The 19,749-nt window shown below is 38.1% G+C and carries 20 protein-coding genes, 1 tRNA gene and 2 pseudogenes; 11 read left to right on the top strand and 12 right to left on the bottom strand.

The features are described from left to right. Positions 1 to 190, top strand: a pseudogene (locus tag H5968_RS25265) (hypothetical protein); the annotation flags it as partial. Here H5968_RS25265 and H5968_RS21825 read toward each other — a convergent pair. Continuing rightward, positions 191 to 1,513 carry a D-alanyl-D-alanine carboxypeptidase gene (locus H5968_RS21825; protein WP_187041642.1) on the bottom strand — a complete coding sequence of 441 codons (1,323 nt, stop codon included), beginning with the start codon at positions 1,511 to 1,513 and terminating at the stop codon, positions 191 to 193. It abuts the pseudogene before it with no gap. A gap of 58 nt (positions 1,514 to 1,571) precedes the next feature. Here H5968_RS21825 and H5968_RS21820 point away from each other — a divergent pair, with 58 nt between their 5' ends. Next, a complete protein-coding gene (locus H5968_RS21820) occupies positions 1,572 to 1,733 on the top strand; it encodes a hypothetical protein (RefSeq protein ID WP_187041641.1) in 162 nt (53 codons plus the stop codon). A gap of 123 nt (positions 1,734 to 1,856) precedes the next feature. On the opposite strand, the gene H5968_RS21815 is transcribed toward H5968_RS21820, so the two are convergent. Continuing rightward, the gene (locus H5968_RS21815) at positions 1,857 to 2,927 is read right to left on the bottom strand and encodes an LOG family protein (RefSeq protein ID WP_187041640.1); all 1,071 of its coding nucleotides are present in this window, start codon (positions 2,925 to 2,927) and stop codon (positions 1,857 to 1,859) included. Between the two features lie 265 nt (positions 2,928 to 3,192). Beyond that, positions 3,193 to 3,528, bottom strand: a pseudogene (trxA, locus tag H5968_RS21810) (thioredoxin); the annotation flags it as partial. A gap of 249 nt (positions 3,529 to 3,777) precedes the next feature. Here trxA and H5968_RS21805 point away from each other — a divergent pair. After that, complete coding sequence (locus H5968_RS21805) at positions 3,778 to 3,963, top strand: hypothetical protein (RefSeq protein ID WP_187041638.1); 186 nt, start codon at positions 3,778 to 3,780, stop codon at positions 3,961 to 3,963. On the opposite strand, the gene H5968_RS21800 is transcribed toward H5968_RS21805, so the two are convergent. Continuing rightward, the gene (locus H5968_RS21800; protein WP_187041637.1) at positions 3,927 to 5,090 is read right to left on the bottom strand and encodes a GuaB3 family IMP dehydrogenase-related protein; all 1,164 of its coding nucleotides are present in this window, start codon (positions 5,088 to 5,090) and stop codon (positions 3,927 to 3,929) included. The two genes, H5968_RS21805 and H5968_RS21800, sit on opposite strands and share 37 nt — an antisense overlap. A gap of 266 nt (positions 5,091 to 5,356) precedes the next feature. Then, positions 5,357 to 6,439: a sulfate ABC transporter substrate-binding protein gene (locus H5968_RS21795; protein ID WP_187041636.1), complete on the bottom strand. Its 1,083-nt coding sequence runs from the start codon at positions 6,437 to 6,439 to the stop codon at positions 5,357 to 5,359. A 328-nt stretch (positions 6,440 to 6,767) separates the two neighbouring features. Here H5968_RS21795 and H5968_RS21790 point away from each other — a divergent pair, with 328 nt between their 5' ends. From H5968_RS21790 to H5968_RS21775, 4 genes are all read left to right on the top strand, one after another. After that, the gene (locus H5968_RS21790; protein ID WP_187041635.1) at positions 6,768 to 7,859 is read left to right on the top strand and encodes a sulfate ABC transporter substrate-binding protein; all 1,092 of its coding nucleotides are present in this window, start codon (positions 6,768 to 6,770) and stop codon (positions 7,857 to 7,859) included. 40 nt (positions 7,860 to 7,899) lie between these two features. Then, positions 7,900 to 8,769, top strand: coding sequence for a sulfate ABC transporter permease subunit CysT (cysT, locus tag H5968_RS21785; protein WP_187041634.1), 870 nt, complete (start codon positions 7,900 to 7,902; stop codon positions 8,767 to 8,769). Beyond that, positions 8,756 to 9,583 (top strand): sulfate ABC transporter permease subunit CysW, encoded by an 828-nt coding sequence (gene cysW, locus H5968_RS21780; RefSeq protein ID WP_187041633.1) that lies wholly within the window; start codon positions 8,756 to 8,758, stop codon positions 9,581 to 9,583. The genes cysT and cysW overlap by 14 nt, the downstream gene beginning before the upstream one ends. A 145-nt stretch (positions 9,584 to 9,728) precedes the next feature. After that, the gene (locus H5968_RS21775; protein ID WP_187041632.1) at positions 9,729 to 9,995 is read left to right on the top strand and encodes an NIL domain-containing protein; all 267 of its coding nucleotides are present in this window, start codon (positions 9,729 to 9,731) and stop codon (positions 9,993 to 9,995) included. Positions 9,996 to 10,056: 61 nt separating this feature from the next. Here the strand turns inward: H5968_RS21775 and hcp are convergent, their stop codons facing one another. Then, positions 10,057 to 11,691 carry a hydroxylamine reductase gene (gene hcp, locus H5968_RS21770; protein WP_187041631.1) on the bottom strand — a complete coding sequence of 545 codons (1,635 nt, stop codon included), beginning with the start codon at positions 11,689 to 11,691 and terminating at the stop codon, positions 10,057 to 10,059. A 309-nt stretch (positions 11,692 to 12,000) separates the two neighbouring features. Between hcp and H5968_RS21765 the strand changes: the two genes are divergently transcribed. Beyond that, complete coding sequence (locus tag H5968_RS21765) at positions 12,001 to 13,125, top strand: DNA cytosine methyltransferase (RefSeq protein ID WP_187041630.1); 1,125 nt, start codon at positions 12,001 to 12,003, stop codon at positions 13,123 to 13,125. 8 nt (positions 13,126 to 13,133) lie between these two features. On the opposite strand, the gene H5968_RS21760 is transcribed toward H5968_RS21765, so the two are convergent. Further along, positions 13,134 to 13,853, bottom strand: coding sequence for a hypothetical protein (locus H5968_RS21760; protein WP_187041629.1), 720 nt, complete (start codon positions 13,851 to 13,853; stop codon positions 13,134 to 13,136). Then, positions 13,840 to 14,082 (bottom strand): helix-turn-helix domain-containing protein, encoded by a 243-nt coding sequence (locus tag H5968_RS21755; RefSeq protein WP_187041628.1) that lies wholly within the window; start codon positions 14,080 to 14,082, stop codon positions 13,840 to 13,842. Before H5968_RS21755 ends, H5968_RS21760 begins: the two co-directional genes overlap by 14 nt. A 98-nt stretch (positions 14,083 to 14,180) precedes the next feature. On the opposite strand from H5968_RS21755, the gene H5968_RS21750 reads away from it, so the two are divergent. After that, positions 14,181 to 14,867, top strand: a complete 687-nt coding sequence (locus tag H5968_RS21750; protein ID WP_187041627.1) for a Crp/Fnr family transcriptional regulator — start codon at positions 14,181 to 14,183, stop codon at positions 14,865 to 14,867. Between the two features lie 257 nt (positions 14,868 to 15,124). On the opposite strand, the gene H5968_RS21745 is transcribed toward H5968_RS21750, so the two are convergent. Further along, complete coding sequence (locus tag H5968_RS21745) at positions 15,125 to 16,030, bottom strand: rhodanese-related sulfurtransferase (RefSeq protein ID WP_187041626.1); 906 nt, start codon at positions 16,028 to 16,030, stop codon at positions 15,125 to 15,127. Positions 16,031 to 16,136: 106 nt separating this feature from the next. On the opposite strand from H5968_RS21745, the gene H5968_RS21740 reads away from it, so the two are divergent. Continuing rightward, a tRNA-Ala gene (locus tag H5968_RS21740) sits at positions 16,137 to 16,209 on the top strand. A gap of 1 nt (position 16,210) precedes the next feature. Here H5968_RS21740 and H5968_RS21735 read toward each other — a convergent pair. Next, positions 16,211 to 16,843 carry a class I SAM-dependent methyltransferase gene (locus H5968_RS21735; protein WP_187041625.1) on the bottom strand — a complete coding sequence of 211 codons (633 nt, stop codon included), beginning with the start codon at positions 16,841 to 16,843 and terminating at the stop codon, positions 16,211 to 16,213. Between the two features lie 315 nt (positions 16,844 to 17,158). Between H5968_RS21735 and H5968_RS21730 the strand changes: the two genes are divergently transcribed. Then, the gene (locus tag H5968_RS21730) at positions 17,159 to 18,571 is read left to right on the top strand and encodes a 1-acyl-sn-glycerol-3-phosphate acyltransferase (protein WP_187041624.1); all 1,413 of its coding nucleotides are present in this window, start codon (positions 17,159 to 17,161) and stop codon (positions 18,569 to 18,571) included. A 135-nt stretch (positions 18,572 to 18,706) separates the two neighbouring features. Here the strand turns inward: H5968_RS21730 and H5968_RS21725 are convergent, their stop codons facing one another. After that, complete coding sequence (locus H5968_RS21725; RefSeq protein ID WP_096566699.1) at positions 18,707 to 18,940, bottom strand: DUF3134 domain-containing protein; 234 nt, start codon at positions 18,938 to 18,940, stop codon at positions 18,707 to 18,709. Between the two features lie 111 nt (positions 18,941 to 19,051). After that, positions 19,052 to 19,504 carry an EVE domain-containing protein gene (locus tag H5968_RS21720; RefSeq protein ID WP_137666199.1) on the bottom strand — a complete coding sequence of 151 codons (453 nt, stop codon included), beginning with the start codon at positions 19,502 to 19,504 and terminating at the stop codon, positions 19,052 to 19,054. Positions 19,505 to 19,749: the final 245 nt, after the last annotated feature.

Below are 19,749 nucleotides of genomic sequence, written 5' to 3'. Positions count from 1 at the left end.
CACTTCGACAAGCTCAGTGCATCGCTGGGGACTGGGGACACTTCGACAAGCTCAGTGCATCGCTGGGGACTGGGGACTGGGGACTGGGGACTGGGTAATCAATTTTATTTTTCCCAATTACCAATTACCAATTACCAATTACCAATTACCAATTACCAATTACCAATTACCAATTACCAATTACCAATGACTAACTTCTATAAACAATTTGATTACGACTGGGTACACCTAATTTTGGTAAAGAATTTTTAGGTGAATGGGGAGTCAGGGCTGTAGGAACACCAGTATATACTTGTAATTGTTTCACCAGATGTTGTAAAAGCTGATCTTGTTCAGAGCGAAAACTGGGGACATTGTAACCGCGATTGATAATAGCAAACCAGACTAAACCGCGATCGCGTGTGGGTAAAACTCCTGCTAAAGCACTGACATCGCTGAGAGTTCCAGTTTTCATCACAGTTGCCGAGGGCATACTTCTAAACTGCATTGTGCCACGATTATCAAAGCCAGAGGTAGGGAACAAATCAGCTAAGGTCAAATTATGGGCGGATGCTTGGCGTTGTAGTGCCATAAACATAGCACAGACGGCTCTAGGGGAAATTTTATTTTCTCTTCCTAAACCAGAACCATTAATTAATTGAATTTCCGACTGTGGAACCATAGCTAGTTGAGCAGCAGTAGATTTAACTACATTTGCCCCTCCCACTGATTGAGCTAACATCTCAGCTATGTCGTTGTTACTGTAAACATTCATCTCTTTAATGAGTTGATGTAGGGGTAAAGAAAGATGACGTACCAGTAAAGTTTGTTTAGGGTTAGGTTGTGCTGTCACCTGCACCGTACCATTAATTACTACTTGGGGTTTAGGTGTTCCCTTGGGCATTCGGGAATATTGGTAAATTACAGAACGATTCCAACTTTTGTGGTTTAAAGCTTGTTTGAGTAATTGACCTGCTGCGGTAGGATTAGTATAGAAATTCATGGCAAAATTGCCAGTAATTACCAAATTTCCCTTGACTTGCTTAATACCGATTTTATTGAGAGCATTACCAACAGCGATCGCTTCCTCTCCGACAAACATCGGATCACCACCAGCAGTAATCACCAAATCACCCTGTACTACCCCATTAACTATAGGACCTGTAGCACTAATCAAAGTTTCAAATTGATGGTTTGGTCCCAAAATTTTAAAAGTTGCTAATGAAGTGGCCACCTTAGTTAAAGATGCTGCGGGTAGAGGAATTGTACCTTGGTGATTAGCCATTAACATCGGACCCGACTGCAACCAAACTCCCTGTTGCTGGATCAGATTTTCCGTTACCAGCTTAGAAGTCATCAACTCCTTGAGATATTCCTGTACTGTCATAGCTCCGGCTGGGTTGGGATCAGGTGCAATAACAAAGCCAGGACTACTTTGCCAAGCCAATGCTTGTAAAGCATTTACAGGTTGGATTTTGACTCCAGCCATATCGAGCCAAAGTGAAACCAAACCTGAACCTAATAATTCCAGCATATTTAATTCCTCTATCTTTTTTCAGATATCTAATAATTGTTTGCAGTGTTGGCCTATTATGCCTTTTAATTCCACTTCTTACTATGGCGTTGCTGAATCATGGGATGATTTCGCCCAATTTAGAACGAATTTTCAACGGTTTCAAACGCCAATTCATCCCGCATTTATGCAACGCGCTTACTATCTGGAAAACTTGCCACCAGGAAAACTCAATCATTAGTTATTAGTCATTAGTCATTAGTTATTAGTTATTAGTTATTTTTATCCAATCACCAGTCCCCAGCGATGCACTGAGCTTGTCGAAGTGTCCCCAATCACCAATCACCAATCACCAATCACCAAATTACTTTCTTTCTGGATGGGCTGTTTCCTCTGGGGTAGGAATACCTAACTTATTAATCGCTGCAATCATCTGATACAAACGCCCCAAATCTCTTTGATTGAAGTATAAAATAAGGCGGGGTAAATCAGAGGTTTCATCTTGACCTTCTTGAGGTAATACCTGACTTTTTTCAATTTTGCCTTGAACCAGAATGTCTTTAAATTCAGTATTTAATTGTTCCACCAATTCATTTGATAACTCGTGTCTGAGACGAATCACCAATAGATCACCTACGTAGCGGCTGGAGTGATAAACTTGGTAAAAACGGGTAATGGCATTGCAAGCCACCTCTAGATTATCTGTAACTGTGTACAGACTAGGATCTTCTGGACTCACAAGACCTTTTGCCACCAATTGGTCATCAATATATTTACTCCAAGAGTGCCAATAATCACCACCAGGAGGATCGATGAGAACCACAGGAACAGGACCGAATTTACCTGTTTGGCTTAATGTCATACATTCAAAAGCTTCATCTTGAGTGCCAAAGCCACCGGGAAACAAAGCTACAGCATCACTTTCTTTGAGCAAAAAGAGTTTGCGGGTAAAGAAATATTTAAAGTGAATGAGTTTAGGATCACCTTCAATAAAAGGGTTAGCCTGTTGCTCAAAAGGTAACTGAATATTTAAACCAAAAGAATTGTTTCTTCCTGCACCTTCTTGGCCAGCTTGCATGATACCACCACCACCACCTGTCATCACCATAAATCCTAGTTGAGATACAGCGCGAGCAAATTGAACTGCCATTTGGTAATCAGGGGTTTCTGGTGCTAAACGAGCAGAACCAAAGATAGTAACTTTGCGAGTGTGTCGATAATCATAAAAGAGTTGGAAGCCTCTTTCCATATCTGCTAAAGCCGCAGATAGTATCTTCCAATCAAGACGATCAATTTCACTATCAGCTAAACGAACTATAGTAGCAAGTGCCTGCTGGATAAATTGCCGATGTTTTAAGGTCGGTAGACGATCTATTAACTCAGCAATATCAGCTTGGAGGGACTCTAGTATTTCAAAGGACTCTTGAGAGGTCATGAGAACTGCCACAACAATGGCATTATATTTTATGTGAACTACCTACGCTGCCGCAAGCGGAAACATTTACCCAAAAGGGGTTTGTATAATTTAGGTGGTCATAGGGTCAAGATTTTTCCGGTTTCCCCAAAAATCATCAATTGCAAATTGTCTGGCTTGTTGTGCAGAAAGTTTTCTGGAGACGCAAACTTTGCGCCTCAGAAACCAATTAACAAATATTTACCTAAAACACGACAAATCAATTAAATTTGTAAGCAGTTGAGGTTTAAAGATGTTTTTCCAAAGTTTGAGATAATGTAGTTTTAGGCACAGCACCAACTACCATATCCACTTTTTGTCCACCTTTAAAAATCATTAATGTGGGAATGCTGCGGATGCCATACTGACTAGCAACTTGAGGATTTTCATCAGTATTAACTTTCACTACTTTGACTTGACCTTCATACTGACTGGCGATTTCCTCAACCACAGGAGCCACCATGCGACAAGGACCGCACCAGGGAGCCCAGAAGTCAACTAAAACGGGTACTTCGCTATCTAGCACTTCCTGCTTAAAACTAGAATCTGTAACTTGTGCTGCTGCTGACATTCCTAACAACCTTTGCCTATTATATTTATGAGTTTAGTGAAAATTCTACCATAGCAAAAACATCAGCTTGGGAGTGAAGGATGTACATTTGCAAAGAAGCTATGGAATTTATGGATAATTATAAGGAACCGCCCGAACAGTAGTCCGGGCGGAGTGTGGTGTGAGGAGTGAACGGAAACATTTGTCTCCGCTATTTCTATTGTAGGCTACAGTTGGGATTTTTCCAGTGATTGTTTAGGTTTGCTGGGAAAAAATTTTTGTTTGAGGGAACAGGGAACAGGGAACAGGGGACAGGGAATAGGAAGTAACATATTAGTCTTCCCAGTCACCAGTCACCAGTCACCAGTCCCCAGTCCCCAGTCACCAGTCCCCAGTCACCAGTCACCAGTCACCAATCACCAATCACCTATTTATTTACCCATACCCAACTGTTGGGCTTTTTGGTAAACTTTGCCTTCTGTCAACAGAGAGGGAGCAATAACTACTTCTACTTGCTGCATTTCTTTTAGGTCTTTTGCTCCTAATGTACCCATGCTGGTTTTTAATGCGCCAAGCAGGTTGTGAGTACCATCATCTAATGCTGCTGGACCTCTGAGTATTTGTTCTAGAGTTCCAGTTGTACCCACACGAATACGAGTACCACGGGGCAGCACTGGGCTAGGAGTTGCCATTCCCCAATGATAACCCCGTCCTGGGGCTTCTGCGGCTCTGGCAAAGGGTGAACCAATCATTACGCCATCAGCACCGCAAGCAATACATTTACAAATGTCGCCACCGGTGATTAAACCACCATCGGCAATGACAGGTACATATTTGCCCGTTTCTTGATAAAAGTCATCTCTGGCAGCGGCACAGTCGGCAACTGCTGTGGCTTGGGGTATACCCACACCTAAAACCCCACGGGATGTACAAGCTGCACCGGGTCCAATCCCTACTAACACTGCGGATGCACCTGCTTTCATTAAATGCAAGGTGACTTGATATGTAACGCAGTTACCCAAAACTACGGGAATAGGCATAGACTGGCAAAACTGTGCTAAGTCTAAAGGTTTAATAGACTCTGGAGAAAGGTGATCTGTAGAAACTACTGTAGCTTGGATAAAAAATAAATCAGCCCCAGCTTTAGCTACTACTTCACCATATTTGCTTGCTCCTACTGGTGTTGCACTAACTGCCGCAATACCGCCTTGTTGTTTAATTTCCTGAATACGTTTTTCAATGAGTTTGGGCTTGATCGGTTCGGCATAAAGTTCTTGCATCAGTCCCACAAATTCATCTTTGCCCACTGAAGCAATGCGATCTAATATCGGATTTGGGTCATCATATCGCGTTTGAATACCCTCTAGGTTAAGAACTCCTAAAGCTCCTAACTGGGATAGACGCACCGCCATACCAACATCTACTACACCATCCATTGCACTAGCAATAATGGGTATTTCTCGTTCAATATTACCAATTTTCCACTTTGTATCCGCTAGACTCGGATCTAATGTTCTGTTACCGGGGACTAAAGCTATTTCGTCAATGCCGTAGGCTCGGCGAGCCATTTTTCCCCGCCCAAGTTGAATTTCCACTCTTTCATTTTTCTCAAATCTGTTTAAGCTAGGGTATCAAATTGTGGGGATTTTGGCAGAGATTTTTTTAAATAGACATCTCCGAAAATGACATAAGCATAACCTGAAACCCATTCGTAGGGACAATTCATGAATTGTCCCTACATCTTTTTCGGAGAAGTCTAATTTAGGAGTTCAGAAGTTCAGGAGTTCAGAAGTTCAGGAAAGAATATAACTTTTGCCTTTTGCCTTCTATTTCCTATTCCCTATTCCCTATTCCCTGTTCCCTATCTCTTTCTAGATTGAATTTTATCAAAAATAGCACCATCATCAAAAAATTTCTTCTGCACAGCATCCCAACCACCTAAAGTACCGACTGTATAAAGTTTGCTGATTCTGGGAAATTTATTTTGTACTTCTTTGGTTACAGTTGGGTTAACTGGTCTAAAACCAACTTTGGCAAATTCTCTCTGGGCTTCTGGTGTAAATAAAAACTTGACAAATGCTTCTGATACTTCACGAGTACCGCGTTTATCTACATTTTTATCAACTACTGCTACAGGTCCTTCAATGGAAATATTCGTGGAAGGTACTACATAAGATGTATCTGTTTTTCCTTGTTGTGCTGCTAAAATTACTTCGTTCTCATAGTTGATTAGTACATCACCTTGATTTTTTTTGAAAAAAGCGTCACTTGATTCTCTGGCATCTTTGGGTAATACTACTACATTTCTAAATACTTGTTGCACAAAGTTTAATGCTTGGGTTTCGTTGCCTCCGTTTTGTGTTATTGCACCCCACAAAGCCAAAAAATTCCACCTTGCACCACCAGATGTCTTGGGGTTAGCTGTGACTATTTTTACTCCCGGTTTGATTAAATCATTCCAGGTTTTGATGCCTTTAGGATTACCTGGACGTGTTTCTAATGCTACCACTGAGCGGGTAATTATTGAGTTGTTGGGCGCTTCTTTTTCCCAACCACGGTTAATTAAACCTGCTTGTTCGATTTTTTTGGTATCCAAGGCTAGGGCTAATGCTACTACATCGGCTGGTAAACCATCAATGACAGCACGGGTTTGAGAACCTGAACCACCATAACTTTCGCGAATGACGACATCCTGACCTTTTTCTCGTTTCCATTTGGCTACAAACTGCGGAATGATTTTACTGTAAGCAGCTTTTGTTACTGCATAAGTCACCAAGGTAATTTCTACTTTTTGAGTATTTTGACTAATTAGTTGTTTATTTTGGGCTGTAGTTCTTGCAAATACAGGAAATGCCGTAGTTGCACTGACACTGATTGCTAACAAGACGGTTGATGCTGTTTTTACAGGCAGGAGTTTCGCTGATTTTTCGGATTTGTATGTCATAAAAGGTGTTCCTGTGGTATTCAAATAATCTACGGTAATTTGATAGACTAACTGTAATTTGCTTACAAAAACAGAGCGTATCAGATGCGATCGCGAAAATCAAGATATAAAGTACAAAATATCTATCGAAAAAAGCGTGTATTTATTTTTATAATAAATTATGCGTGTTTGATAACATAAAGTTATAAATATATCCAAAGTTGGGAGTTATTTTGATGTGATCATGAGGTGATCAAAAATATATTTCCCTCAAATCTGCTACAATCCCCATATTCCCTATCGTGAAAGTGAAGTTTATCCACAATTCAGATTTCCAGGAGAACAGAGTATGAGTTGGTGGCAGCGTCCACGGTTACGTATAAAATCGGTAAAAAGTTTTCTATCCCTGTTTTTAGCAGGAGCATTTTTGAGTGTGGCACTTGCTGCTTGTAGTAGTGGGAATGAGAGTAATACTCAAAATCCAACTTCTACAGATGCTAAAAAGAAAGATGTAGAAATTACCCTAGTCTCTTTTGCTGTGACGAAAACAGCCCACGAAGCGATAATTCCTAAGTTTGTGGAAAAATGGCAAAAAGAACATGGACAAAAGGTGACATTTAAACAAAGTTATGGCGGTTCAGGTTCGCAAACACGGGCTGTTATTGATGGATTAGAGGCTGATATTGTTCATTTAGCATTGGCTTTGGATACCCAAAAAATTGAAAAAGCGGGTTTAATTCAGCCAGGATGGGAAAAGGAAGCTCCTAATAATGCTATTGTTTCTAAGTCTGTAGCTGCTTTAGTGACTCGTGAAGGTAATCCTAAAGGAATCAAAACCTGGGCAGATTTAGCTAAAGATGGTGTAAAAGTAATTACTGCCGATCCGAAAACATCTGGTGTGGCGCGTTGGAATTTCGTGGCTTTGTGGAACTCTGCAATTAAAACTGGAGGCGATGAGGCTAAAGCGATAGAGTTTGTTACCAAGGTTTACAATAACGTTCCTATTTTAACTAGGGATGCACGTGAAGCTACAGACGCATTTTTTAAACAAAGTCAGGGTGATGCTTTGATTAATTATGAAAATGAAATTGTCTTGGCACAAGAAAAGGGAGTGAAGGTAAATTATGTGGTTCCTGATGTGAATGTTTCTATTGATAATCCTGTTGCGATTGTGGATAAGAATGTTGATAAACATGGAAATAGGGAAGTAGTGGAGGCTTTTGTTCAGTACCTATTTACTCCTGAAGCGCAAACAGAATTTGCTAAAGTTGGTTTTCGTCCTGTGGATGAAACCGTAGCTAAAACTAAGGAATTTGCTGATAAATATCCCCCTGTGAAAACTTTGGGTACAGTTGAAGATTTAGGTGGTTGGGATACTGTGCAGAAAAAGTTTTTTGATGATGGGGCATTATTTGATCAAATTCAAGCTAAAAAAAGATAATTGGTGATTGGTAATTGTTGAAACTGTTGAAGTTTGAATTATGGCTGTATCTACAAGTTTGCAAACTGAGAAAAAACCTTCTGTTGTCAAGGTGTTTTTAGATAAAGTAATTCGTCTACCTTGGACTTGGCGAATTACAATTTTATACCTAGCTTTCATGTTGTTTCTGCCTATTGCGGCTATGTTTTTCAAAGCTAGTACAGAACCACCTGCAAAGTTTTGGGAAATTGCTACCAGTGAATTAGCATTAGCAACTTATAATGTAACTTTTGTAACTTCATTTTTGGCTGCTGCTGTTAATGGTATATTTGGTACATTGATTGCTTGGGTTTTGGTGCGGTACGATTTCCCTTTAAAGCGAATTTTTGATGCTACCGTAGATTTACCCTTTGCTTTGCCGACATCGGTAGCAGGTTTAACTTTAGCTACCGTGTACAGTGATAATGGTTGGATAGGTTCTTTACTTGCACCTTTAGGTATAAAAGTTTCTTTTACTCGCTTAGGTGTAGGTGTAGCGATGATTTATATATCTTTGCCGTTTGTGGTGAGGACTGTACAACCTGTATTGCAAGAGATGGAAAAGGAACTTGAAGAAGTAGCTTGGAGTTTGGGCGCTTCTCAGTGGACAACTTTTACAAAGGTGATTTTACCGCCTTTATTTCCCACAATTTTAACTGGTATTGCTTTGGGTTTTTCCCGTGCAGTGGGTGAGTATGGTTCGACGGTAATTATTGCTTCTAACACACCGTTTCAAGATTTAATTGCACCAGTGTTAATTTTCCAACGTTTAGAACAATATGATTATTCAGGTGCAACGGTGATAGGGGTTGTTTTATTGGCAATTTCTCTAGTTTTACTCTTAGCAATTAATTTATTACAAGCTTGGGCAAGAAGATATGACAACAGGTAAACCAAAACAAAGTTGGGTTCCAGGGGTTTTAATTGGGATAGCTGTTGCTTATTTATTTCTGGTGCAGTATATCCCAACTATTAATGTTTTTTACCAAGCCTTTAAAAAGGGAATTGGACCATTTTTTGAGAACTTAGCCAGAATAGACTTTCTCCATGCTGCTTGGTTAACTTTATTATTAGCGGTGATTTCTATACCTATCAATACTGTTTTTGGTTTGTGTGCAGCTTGGGCGATCGCTCGCCATAAATTCCCTGGTCGTGCTATAGTTTTGAGTATCATAGACCTGCCTTTTTCTATCTCTCCAGTTGTTGCAGGTTTGATGATTGTTTTACTCTATGGTAGACAAGGTTGGTTTGGTCCTTGGCTGCAAAGTCATGATATTCAAATCATTTTTGCTTTTCCAGGAATGGTTTTAGCTACTTCTTTTGTGAGTATGCCTTTTGTTGCTAGGGAAGTTATTCCGGTTTTGGAAGAGTTTGGGAAAGACCCGGAAGAAGCAGCGAAAACTTTGGGTGCAAATGAGTGGCAAACTTTTTGGCGTGTGACTTTACCTAGTATTCGTTGGGGTTTACTCTATGGTTTAATTTTAACAAATGCCAGAGCTATGGGTGAATTTGGGGCAGTTTCTGTGGTGTCTGGAAACATAGCGAGTAAGACCCAAAGTTTGCCTTTGTTTGTGGAAGATGCCTATAAGCAATATGAGACGGAAGCAGCTTTTTCGGCAGCGGTTTTGTTGGCACTTTTGGCGGTGGTAACTTTGGTTGTGAAGGAAGTTTTGGAGAGGAAAACTCGTATTAAGGATGTGGAATAATTCTTACTTTGCGCTCTTTGCGTTCTTTGCGGTTCGTTAAATATTAAGTTGTTGTTTTGAACGAACCACGAAGTACGCAAAGGACACGAAGAGAAGAGGTTTAAGAGGGTTTTTGGGGTGTTAATTTTATTTTTTGGGGGTTTTTATGAGTGAGAAAAATCTGTTGACAAGTCAGAGAATTAGGGTGAGAATTACCAAGGATTATCATCAAGAACCTGTTATTTCTCGTCTGGTTTCTGATTATGGTTTAACTATCAATATCAAAGCTGCTTTTTTAGGTCAGGATGCTATTAGTGATGGTTGGTTTGATTTAGATTTACAGGGAACTGAAACGCAAATTTCTAATGGTTTAAGTTATCTGCAAGAGTTAAAGTTAGAAGTTTGGGATGAGGATAGAATAGGTAATTGGTAATATCAAATATCACCCTAACCCCCCTTTTTTAGGGGGGCTTATTTTTATTTTATTTCTAGGTTTAACTAAGACACTCTGCTAGGTCTTTTTCTGGTGTGGTGATGAGTTGTAAATGATAGGTTTCTGATAGTAGTTTGATGACGTTTGCTGATAGGAATGCGGGAAGGGTTAGACCGATGCGAATATTTTGAATACCTAAATGAAGTAAGGTTAGTAAAACGGCGATCGCCTTTTGTTCATACCATGATATTATCATTGATAATGGTAGTTCATTCACTCCTACTTCAAAGGCATTTGCTAAAGCTACGGCAATTTGAATTGCTGAATAAGCATCATTACATTGTCCCACATCTAATAATCTGGGAATACCGCCAATATCACCTAATTGTTTATCAAAAAAGCGGAATTTTCCACAACCTAATGTTAAGACTACACAATCATTAGGAACTTGTTCTACTAAGTCGCTGTAGTAGTTTCTGCCTGGTTTTGCACCATCACAACCACCTACTAAAAAGAAGTGTTTGATGTCTCCTGATTTTACAGCATCAATTACTGTTTCTGCAACTCCTAAAACTGCATTTCTGGCAAAACCTGTGGTTACTATTCCTTTGTTTTCTTCATCTGTAAAACCTGGTAGTTCTAAGGCTTTATTAATGATGGGTGAAACATCAGAAATACTCAAATGTTGTAAACCAGGATAACCCACTGGACCTAATGTAAATACTTTGTTTTTGTAAGTTTCATGGGGTGGTACAAGACAATTGGTAGTCATGGCGATCGCACCAGGAAAATGTTCAAATTCATGGGTTTGATTTTGCCATGCTGTACCATAATGTCCATAAAGATGGGGGTATTTTGCTTTTAATTTTGGATAACCATGCGCTGGTAATAATTCCCCATGAGTGTAAACTTTAATTTCTGTTCCTGCAGTTGCTTCTAAAATAGCTTTTAATGCTAATAAATCATGTCCAGAAACGAGAATTGCTTTTCCTTTTATATGTCCTAAATTTACAGGTGTGGGTGTAGGATGTCCAAAGGTTTCAGTATTTCCTGCGTCTAAAAGCTGCATTGCTTTTAAGTTCATTTCCCCAACTTTTAAAGCTAAGTTTAACCAATCTTGTAAAGTTTTATCTTGGTCATCTAAATTAGCCAACACTTCATGACAGAATGTATATAAACTTTCATCATGCTGATTTAATTCTAAAGCATGGAAAGCGTAAGCAGCTAAACCTTTTAAACCATATAATACTGTAAGTTTGAGAGAGAAAATATCAACGTTATTTGCAGATTGACTGATAAATTCAAATTCTAAATTTTTACCTTGTTGAATTTGATCTGTTAAACTAATTGCAGGGTTAAAACTATTGATAGTTGAAACAACAACTTTATTACCCAATGCTTGAATTTTTAATTTGAGACTTTCACGAACTGCGATCGCCCGATTCACAAAAGCGATAAAATCAGAAGTTGTAAAATTCACATTGGTTAATGTGGAAAATAGCATTTCACAGGTAAACTCATCGGTGTCACGAGTATTAATACCTAAAGATTTTGCTTGTAATGCTATTTGGGAAAGTCCGCGTAAACAATGTACTAATAAATCTTGTAAAGCATCTACTTCGGGACTTTTACCACACGCACCCCACTGATGACAGACATCTCCACGGGTGGTTTGTTCACATTGGTTACAGAACATAATTCGTTCCTCAACTCTTGATGCTTACAGTGTAGTGATTGCGATTGAGGATAGCCTTGATTTAAGTCAAGTGTCTTGGTAAAGTTTGGTAAAGTTTTGTTTGATTGTGTTGACGTTAACCAACAATTCAGGACTTACGCAAGTGTCACAAGGAAAGTCTAAATTTAAGTCTGTAGTAGGCACTTTAGTGCCAAAAATAAGCGATAAATCGCTTACTACGAACAGAGAAATATGCCAGTTGCGTAAGTCCTACAATTATTGAAATACAAACCACTTGACATTAATTGGCGAATACTATAGTATTCAAGAATGAACAATAAAATTATTGACTTATTCGCTGGCGCAGGTGGTTTAAGCACAGGCTTTCAACTAGCTGGCTTTGAAGCGTTATGTGCTATTGATACCAACAAAAAAGCTTTAGCTACCTATCAACATAACTTCCCAAATACTAAAGTGATACATCAAGATATTCGAGAAGTTAATCCTTTAGAACTGCGTGAATATTTAGGTTTAAGAAAAGAAGAACTAAACGCAATTATTGGCGGTCCTCCTTGTCAGGGATTTTCTAGGAATATACCTGCTGAATATCGTTATATGGACGATCCAAGAAATCAATTATATAAAACTTTCTTAGCTTTTGTCCAAGAGTTTAGACCTCTTTACGTTATTATGGAAAACGTTCCTGAAATTTTGACAGCATATAAAGGTTTATTCAAATATCAAATTACAAATCAACTTGAATTATTGGGGTATAAAGTTATATCATCATCTTTGAATGCTGCTAACTATGGAGTTCCTCAAACAAGAGCCAGAGCTTTTTTTATTGCTAGTTTAGATCGTTCAATTATCATGCCTCATCCTACACATAATGATATTCAGAGTCAGCATAAAGATGAAAAATACCCTTACCAAACTAATCTATTAAAATCTAATTCCAGCCTTGTTACTGTTAAAGATGCTATTGGAGATTTACCGGAACTAAATGCCGGAGAAAAATATGCTGAAGAAAAATATCCTTCAGAACCACAAACAACTTATCAATCTTTAATCAGACACAACAGCACCAAAATTACAAACCATATCGCTCGTGCTTTAAGCCCAATTCAAATGTCAAGAGTAAAACTGTTAAAAGAAGGACAAGATGCCAGAAATTTACCTCCAGAATTAGCACCTAAAAAACATTATAGCGGTGCTTATGGCAGACTTTATTGGGATCAACCAGCAAAAACAATTACAAGATGGGTTTTTCATCCGGGTTCTGGAAGATTTTTTCATCCCACACAAAATAGAACCATTACCATACGCGAAGCTGCCCGACTTCATTCTTATCCAGATACTTTTCACTTTTTAGGAACATATACAGAAATGGCTTCTCAAATTGGTGAATCTGTACCTCCATTATTAGCTAAAACTATAGCTGAGTGTATTATATAGAGTGATATTTAGGAGTTTTGCATTTCTAAAGCTGCCAGAATTTTCTTAACATAATTCTCTGGGTTAAGACGAGTTCTTTGAATATTTATCCTCACTGCTGCTTCTGGAATAATTCTCGCTTTAAAAAGTTGTTTTTGATTTTTATACCAAACTAAATCAACGTTATCTCCTACACTTCCTTGTAAACCTGCACCACTTTTACCAGTTTTCTTGTTTACTGTCCAAGCCCAATTAAAAATAGTTGGATCAAGTGGATATAAAGGATATTCACAATAAACATATTCATTACCTTTAATGGTTTTCAGCAGTATGCTTTCATAACTATTTTCAACTCCTTGTAATGATTGATTTGTGATTAATTTCTCATTCCAATGTTGAATAATAGCTGCACCTAGTTCTTCTGGTGGAGATAATTCTGTCAAACCAGGAAACCCAAGTTGATCAGCTTTACTGATAATATCTGCTCTTTGAATCACAAAGAAAAATGTACTGCCAATTTTTAAATTACTAAGTTGGAGAGATTTCAATGACCAACCTGTTTTAGTTACAATATCAACTGCATCATATAAAAGTTTACTGCGTCCTAAAGCTGGATCTGTTAACGGAATATCTTTAACATAATGAAAAATAGCTTCCCAAGCATAATCTTCTATTGACCCAATTACTGGGGATGCAACTGTAGCAATAATAGCTTGTTTTAATCTCTCAATCTCATTATTTGTCAACACTTAACGATTCCTCTACAGCATGCAAAAATTCACCCATGGTTACATTTAAAGCCTTGGTAATATGACTTAAAACTCTTACAGAAGGGCTTTTTAATCCTCGTTCTAGTTGGCTAATATAAGTTCTATGTAGACCTGTAACTTCTGCTAGATACTCTTGTGACCAACCTTTTTCTAAACGACGACGTTGTATTTCTGATCCTAATTTTTGATCTAGTTTACTTGTTTGCATAGAAAAATACTAAGCTATTGTAGACTAAAGTGCTACAGACTAAAGTATTCAATTGATTTGGCTTTACAATAATAAAAACATGAACGAGAATAATCCTTATGTCCCTCACTGAAAAAGTCCTAGAAGTCAAAAACTTCCTCCACCAAACCCCCATCTTTGAAAACATCATTGATGAACAACTCCAAGCAGTTGCTAATATTGCTATTCTCCAAACATACAAAAAAAACGAAACCCTATTTTGGGAAGGAGACGCAGCAACGGGACTTTTTATTGTTAAATCTGGTAAAATCAAAGTATTTAAAGTAGCAAACCACGGTAAAGAACAAATATTACACATCTTTGAAATATCAGAATACTTTGCAGAAGTTCCCGCTTTTGATGGGGGAAACTTCCCCGCATCCGCAGCAGCAATAGAAATTTCGGAAGTTGTGTTTATTCCCAGAACTTCATTTTTCATGGTTTTACAACAACACCCCACTTTAGCAATAGCAATGTTAGGAACTTTTGCACGACATCTCAGGCATTTAACCCACTTGGTTAATGCTCTTTCTTTCCAAGAAGTTCCAGAAAGATTAACCAATTATCTATTAAAATTAAGTCAGAAAAACGGTAATATTAACGTTGTCGAATTAGACTTACCCAAAACCCAATTAGCTGCTTTATTAGGTACTGTTCCTGAAACTCTTTCTCGCGCTTTTTATAAACTCACTCAAGAGGGAAAAATTGCAGTAAACGGAACAAAAATTACATTATTTGACAAAATACTCACATCCAAGAGCAACTAAAGCTTGACATACAACTCCCTTGGATTATATATACATCATACCAGAAAAAAAGAGTATGTCAATATCAATGGCTGAAATAACCGATCTTCGTAAAATTACTGATAATATTATCAATAATATTGAGAATAGAGGCTTGTTATTGCGAAAAAAAGAGAGTTGAAAAATTTTTGGATTTTTGAGATTTAAAAAATTTATGAATAACGAACCGCAAAGTACGCAAAGGAAAGAGGTTTTATCTCTGCGACTCTGTGTGAGCTTTAAAAATTCTGTAACTTATATTGCTTCCACTTCTCCTGCTGTCTTGCTCTTTTTTCCTCCGTCAAACTATCAAAACAGTGAGGACAAGAAATACCTTCTTCATACTTAGGTGAAGTTTTATCAGCCTCAGCAATGGGATGTCCACAACAGAAGCATAACTCATAACTGCCCTCTTCCAATCCGTGACGCACCGCAACCCGTTCATCAAATACAAAACATTCCCCTTCCCATAAACTTTCTTCTTTGGGGACTTCTTCTAAGTATTTCAGAATACCCCCTTTGAGATGATAAACTTCCTCAAAACCTTGAGCCAGCATATAAGATGTGGCTTTTTCGCAGCGAATACCACCAGTACAGAATAAGGCAACTTTTTTATGTTTGTTCGGGTCTAAGTTTTTACTTACATATTCAGGAAAATCTCGGAAAATCTGCGTTTGGGGATTTTTTGCCCTTTTGAAAGTTCCTATACTAACTTCATAATCATTACGGGTATCAACTACTGTTACTTCTGGATCAGAAATCAAATCATTCCATTCCTTTGGAGTGACGTAGTTTCCTACCTTTTCATTTGGGTCAACTTCCGGTATTCCTAATGTAACAATTTCGCGTTTTAACCGCACTTTCATCTTTTCAAATGGCGGTGTGTCGGTGTATGATTCTTTGTGTTCTAAGTCTGCTAACCGCGCATCACTACGCAGAAACCCCAAAACCGCATCAATCGCAAAACGAGAACCAGCTATAGTCCCGTTAATGCCTTCTTTGGCTAGTAAAATTGTGCCTTTGATGCCTTGTTGCTGACAAAAAGATAACAGCGGTGCTTGCAGTTCTTGATCATCGGGTAAACTGACAAATTTATACAGCGCAGCTACAACTATAATATTTTCTTGGTTATTTTCTGGGTTCATCTGTTTACAAAAAAAGAATAATAGGATATTATTTACTTTAAGTTTAAAGTTAACTCGTTTCTGAAAAAGAGGAACTTGTTTAATTTTGAATTTTGACTTGAAAAACGGGGGTTTAGCTCAGTTGGTAGAGCGCCTGCTTTGCAAGCAGGATGTCAGCGGTTCGAGTCCGCTAACCTCCATCTAGGTTTTTTGGAAGACAACTGATAAATTATTTGCTGGCATTTGGTAAATTTTCTGCAATGTCAAATTTTCAGCTTTTGCTGCTTCTACCACATCTTCTAAATTACGCACTCCCCAAGCTGGGTTTTGCGATCGCAAAGACTCATCAAAAGCAGCGTTACTGGGTGCGGTATGTTGACCCTTTTGTTTATAAGGTCCGTATAAATAAAGGATACCATCTGGCGGTAAAATTCGTCCAGCCCCGGCCATCAGTCCTGAACAAGCTGACCAAGGGGAAATATGAATCATATTAATATTGACTATAGCAACTATTGGCGAGTCTGTAAATGTTTCTTTCTCAACTGGCCAGACGGGTAACTGTACATCTATATCTAAAGGTGGGTAAATATAATCACTTTTACATTCTGCCATCCAAGCTGTGATACTGTCTCTTAACAGGGGGTTTGGGTCAGAAGGTAGCCATTTTCGCGGTGCTAGATGAGGTGCAAAAAATACCGCGTGTTCTCCTGTACCACTGGCTATTTCTAAAATTGTTCCTGTTGTGGGTAAGACTTGTTGAAGTACCTCTAAAATGGGTTCGCGGTTGCGTTGGGTTGCGGGTGCAAATTGTTTTTGTTCTGGGGTTGTGTGCATATTTTTGAGTTTTTAGGAAACGCAGATGAACGCAGATAAACGCAGATAATTTCAGAAGTTTTATTTTTTGTAGTTTTACATATTTGTATAATCACATAAAATTATGATAATTGCGATCTTCGCTTTCTATTTACATAATTTGTGAGCATCCAACTTTGCTAAAATCATAGCATGGATAAAAAACCCCTTATCCATTCTCTTCCCTTTGTGTACTTTGCGTACTTTGCGGTTTGTTTATTTCATAACCTGGATAAATTACTATTTGCAATACTCACTCATATTGTTTTATGTTTTACCACACTACAGGAGAAAAAGTTGCCTAAATCTATTCATTCCACCCAACCACCATTAAAATTTATTCCCCCAAATTTTCAACCGTTGGTACTCAAGGTGATGTCTTTTTTTCTCCCTTTTATTTTACGGGTGAGAACTAGACCTTGGCTACCTGCTGGTATTGTGAACATAGAAGCTGAAAACGCCGAAGTGTTAGCTAAATTATATCATGAATTTCAAGAGGGTAAAATTAGATTTTTAATTGCTTTTCGTCATCCAGAAGTTGAAGATCCTTTAACAATGCTATATTTGCTTTCTCGCATTGTTCCCAAGGTAGCGCGGGAAAAAGGCATTGATTTAAAATATCCTGTTCATAGTCATTTTATGTATGAAAGAGGCATGACTTTATGGGCGGGAAATTGGTTAGGATGGTTATTTTCTCGCTGCGGTGGTGTACCAGTTCGTAGGGGAAGAAAAGTAGATAGAAATGCGATTCAAATGGTAAGAAATTTATTTGTGAATGCAGAAATGCCTATTGCGATCGCTCCTGAAGGTGGTACAAATGGTCATAGTGGAATAGTCAGTCCTTTAGAACCTGGTGTAGCACAAATAAGTTTTTGGTGTGTGGAAGATTTGCAAAAAGCTAACCGCCCAGAAACGGTTTTTATTATTCCTATTGGTATTAAATATAGTTATGTTAACCCACCTTGGGAAAAAATAGAATGGCTAATATCAAAATTAGAAGCTGATAGTGGTTTACCAGTGGCAGAAATTAGTTACACTGGCAAGAATAGGGAAGAAATTTTATGTCAGCGACTTTTTCGTTTAGCAGAATATTTAATTACGGAAATGGAAGACTTTTATCGGCGTTTTTATCATCGAGATTTACCAGTAATTATTGGTGAAGAAACAGCTAACCCTAATCAGGTTTTAATTAATAGGTTAGGAAATTTAATGGATACAGCTTTACAGGTGGCTGAAGAATATTTTAATGTGACGGCACAAGGTAATTTTATTGATAGATGTCGGCGCTTAGAAGAAGCAGGTTGGAATTATATTTATCGTGATGATATCGAGGATATTTATAGTTTACCACCTTTTAAACGTGGTCTGGCTGACTGGGTAGCAGAAGAAGCAGATTTGCGAATGCAACACATGAGAATAGCCGAAAGTTTTGTAGCGGTGACAGCTAATTATATTCAAGAAAAACCAACCGCTGATAGATTTGCAGAAACAACTTTATTAATGTTTGATATGTTGTCGAGAATTAAAGATTCGACTTTACCAGGAAGACCACGTTTAGGTTTAAAACAAGCGATGATTACTGTCGGTGAACCGATTTCCGTAACAGAAAGATGGGAAAAATGTCAGGGAAATAAACAAGCTGCTAGAAAAGGTGTGAGTGATTTAACAAAGGATTTATTTGCAGCTTTGCAGCAGTTGATTAAAGATTAAAAAAAAATTAAAAAAAGATTAAAAGCTTACGCAATTTCTGTCAGGATATCCCCAGGGTAAACGCAAAGACTCAAAAAAGACTCAAAAAAGACTCAAATAAGTTTATTGGTATCTTTGCGTGATTTTATGACAAACCTAGTCTTCCAAATCTAAACCTGTATCATCATCATTATCATAAGCCAGATCGTCGAGGTCGATAATCTCGGAAATTTCTTCTTCAACGTCACTGGTCAGGTCAGATTCTATATGTTCACGCGCTATTAGACGACCAGTTGATTTTAACCATTCCAGCAGTATAAATTCATTACTGGTACGAATTACTGTAGCTCTTTGGTTGCGCGGTTGTTCATGTAGTGGTCCGTTGAGCATAAAATATATTGCCTATATGCCTATATATTGCCTAAAAATTTTGTCTGTATAAGGTCTAATTTCTTAACAACAATTTAGTTGTACTTCAATTATAAACTATTTTTTGCATAATTAATTATTCATGGCTAAAATATTTTTTGCTACAGATTCTCCTACAGAAATTACTGATAAACGATTACCTTTTTTAACTACTAATAATTCATCTCCCGTAAATTTTTCTTTAAGTGTAGATAAAAAAATCGGTTGAGAAAATACCTCGGCAAACTCTACCTTTACAGTTAACCACCGGGGAGATTCAGGAGTAGACTTAGGATCATAATATTTACTATTAGTATCAAATTGAGTTGGATCAGCAATACCAGTTTCTACTATTTTCATCAAACCGAAAATTCCTGGAGGTTCAGCATTAGAATGATAGAAAAAAGCCAAATCTCCTATTTGCATTTGCTTTAAAAAATTCCGTGCTTGATAATTCCGCACACCATCCCAAATAGTTTGTTTTTGAGTTTGTAAATCAAGAATACTATAGACAGAAGGTTCAGATTTCATTAACCAGTAATTCATATACTAAATAGGGAATAGGGAATAGGGAATAGGGAATAGGGAATAGGGAATAGGGAATAGGGAATAGGGAATAGGGAATAGGGAAGCTGATTAAAAAACATAAAAGTGATTACCCAGTCACCAGTCACCAGTCCCCAGTCCCCAGTCACCAGTCCCCAGTCACCAGTCACCAGTCACCAGTCACCAGTCACCAGTCCCCAGTCCCCAGTCACCAGTCCCCAGTCACCAGTCACCAGTCACCAGTC

Source organism: Sphaerospermopsis sp. LEGE 00249 (assembly GCF_014299995.1).
Taxonomy (GTDB): Bacteria; Cyanobacteriota; Cyanobacteriia; order Cyanobacteriales; family Nostocaceae; genus Sphaerospermopsis; species Sphaerospermopsis kisseleviana.
This window is presented reverse-complemented; position numbering and strand designations above follow the sequence as displayed.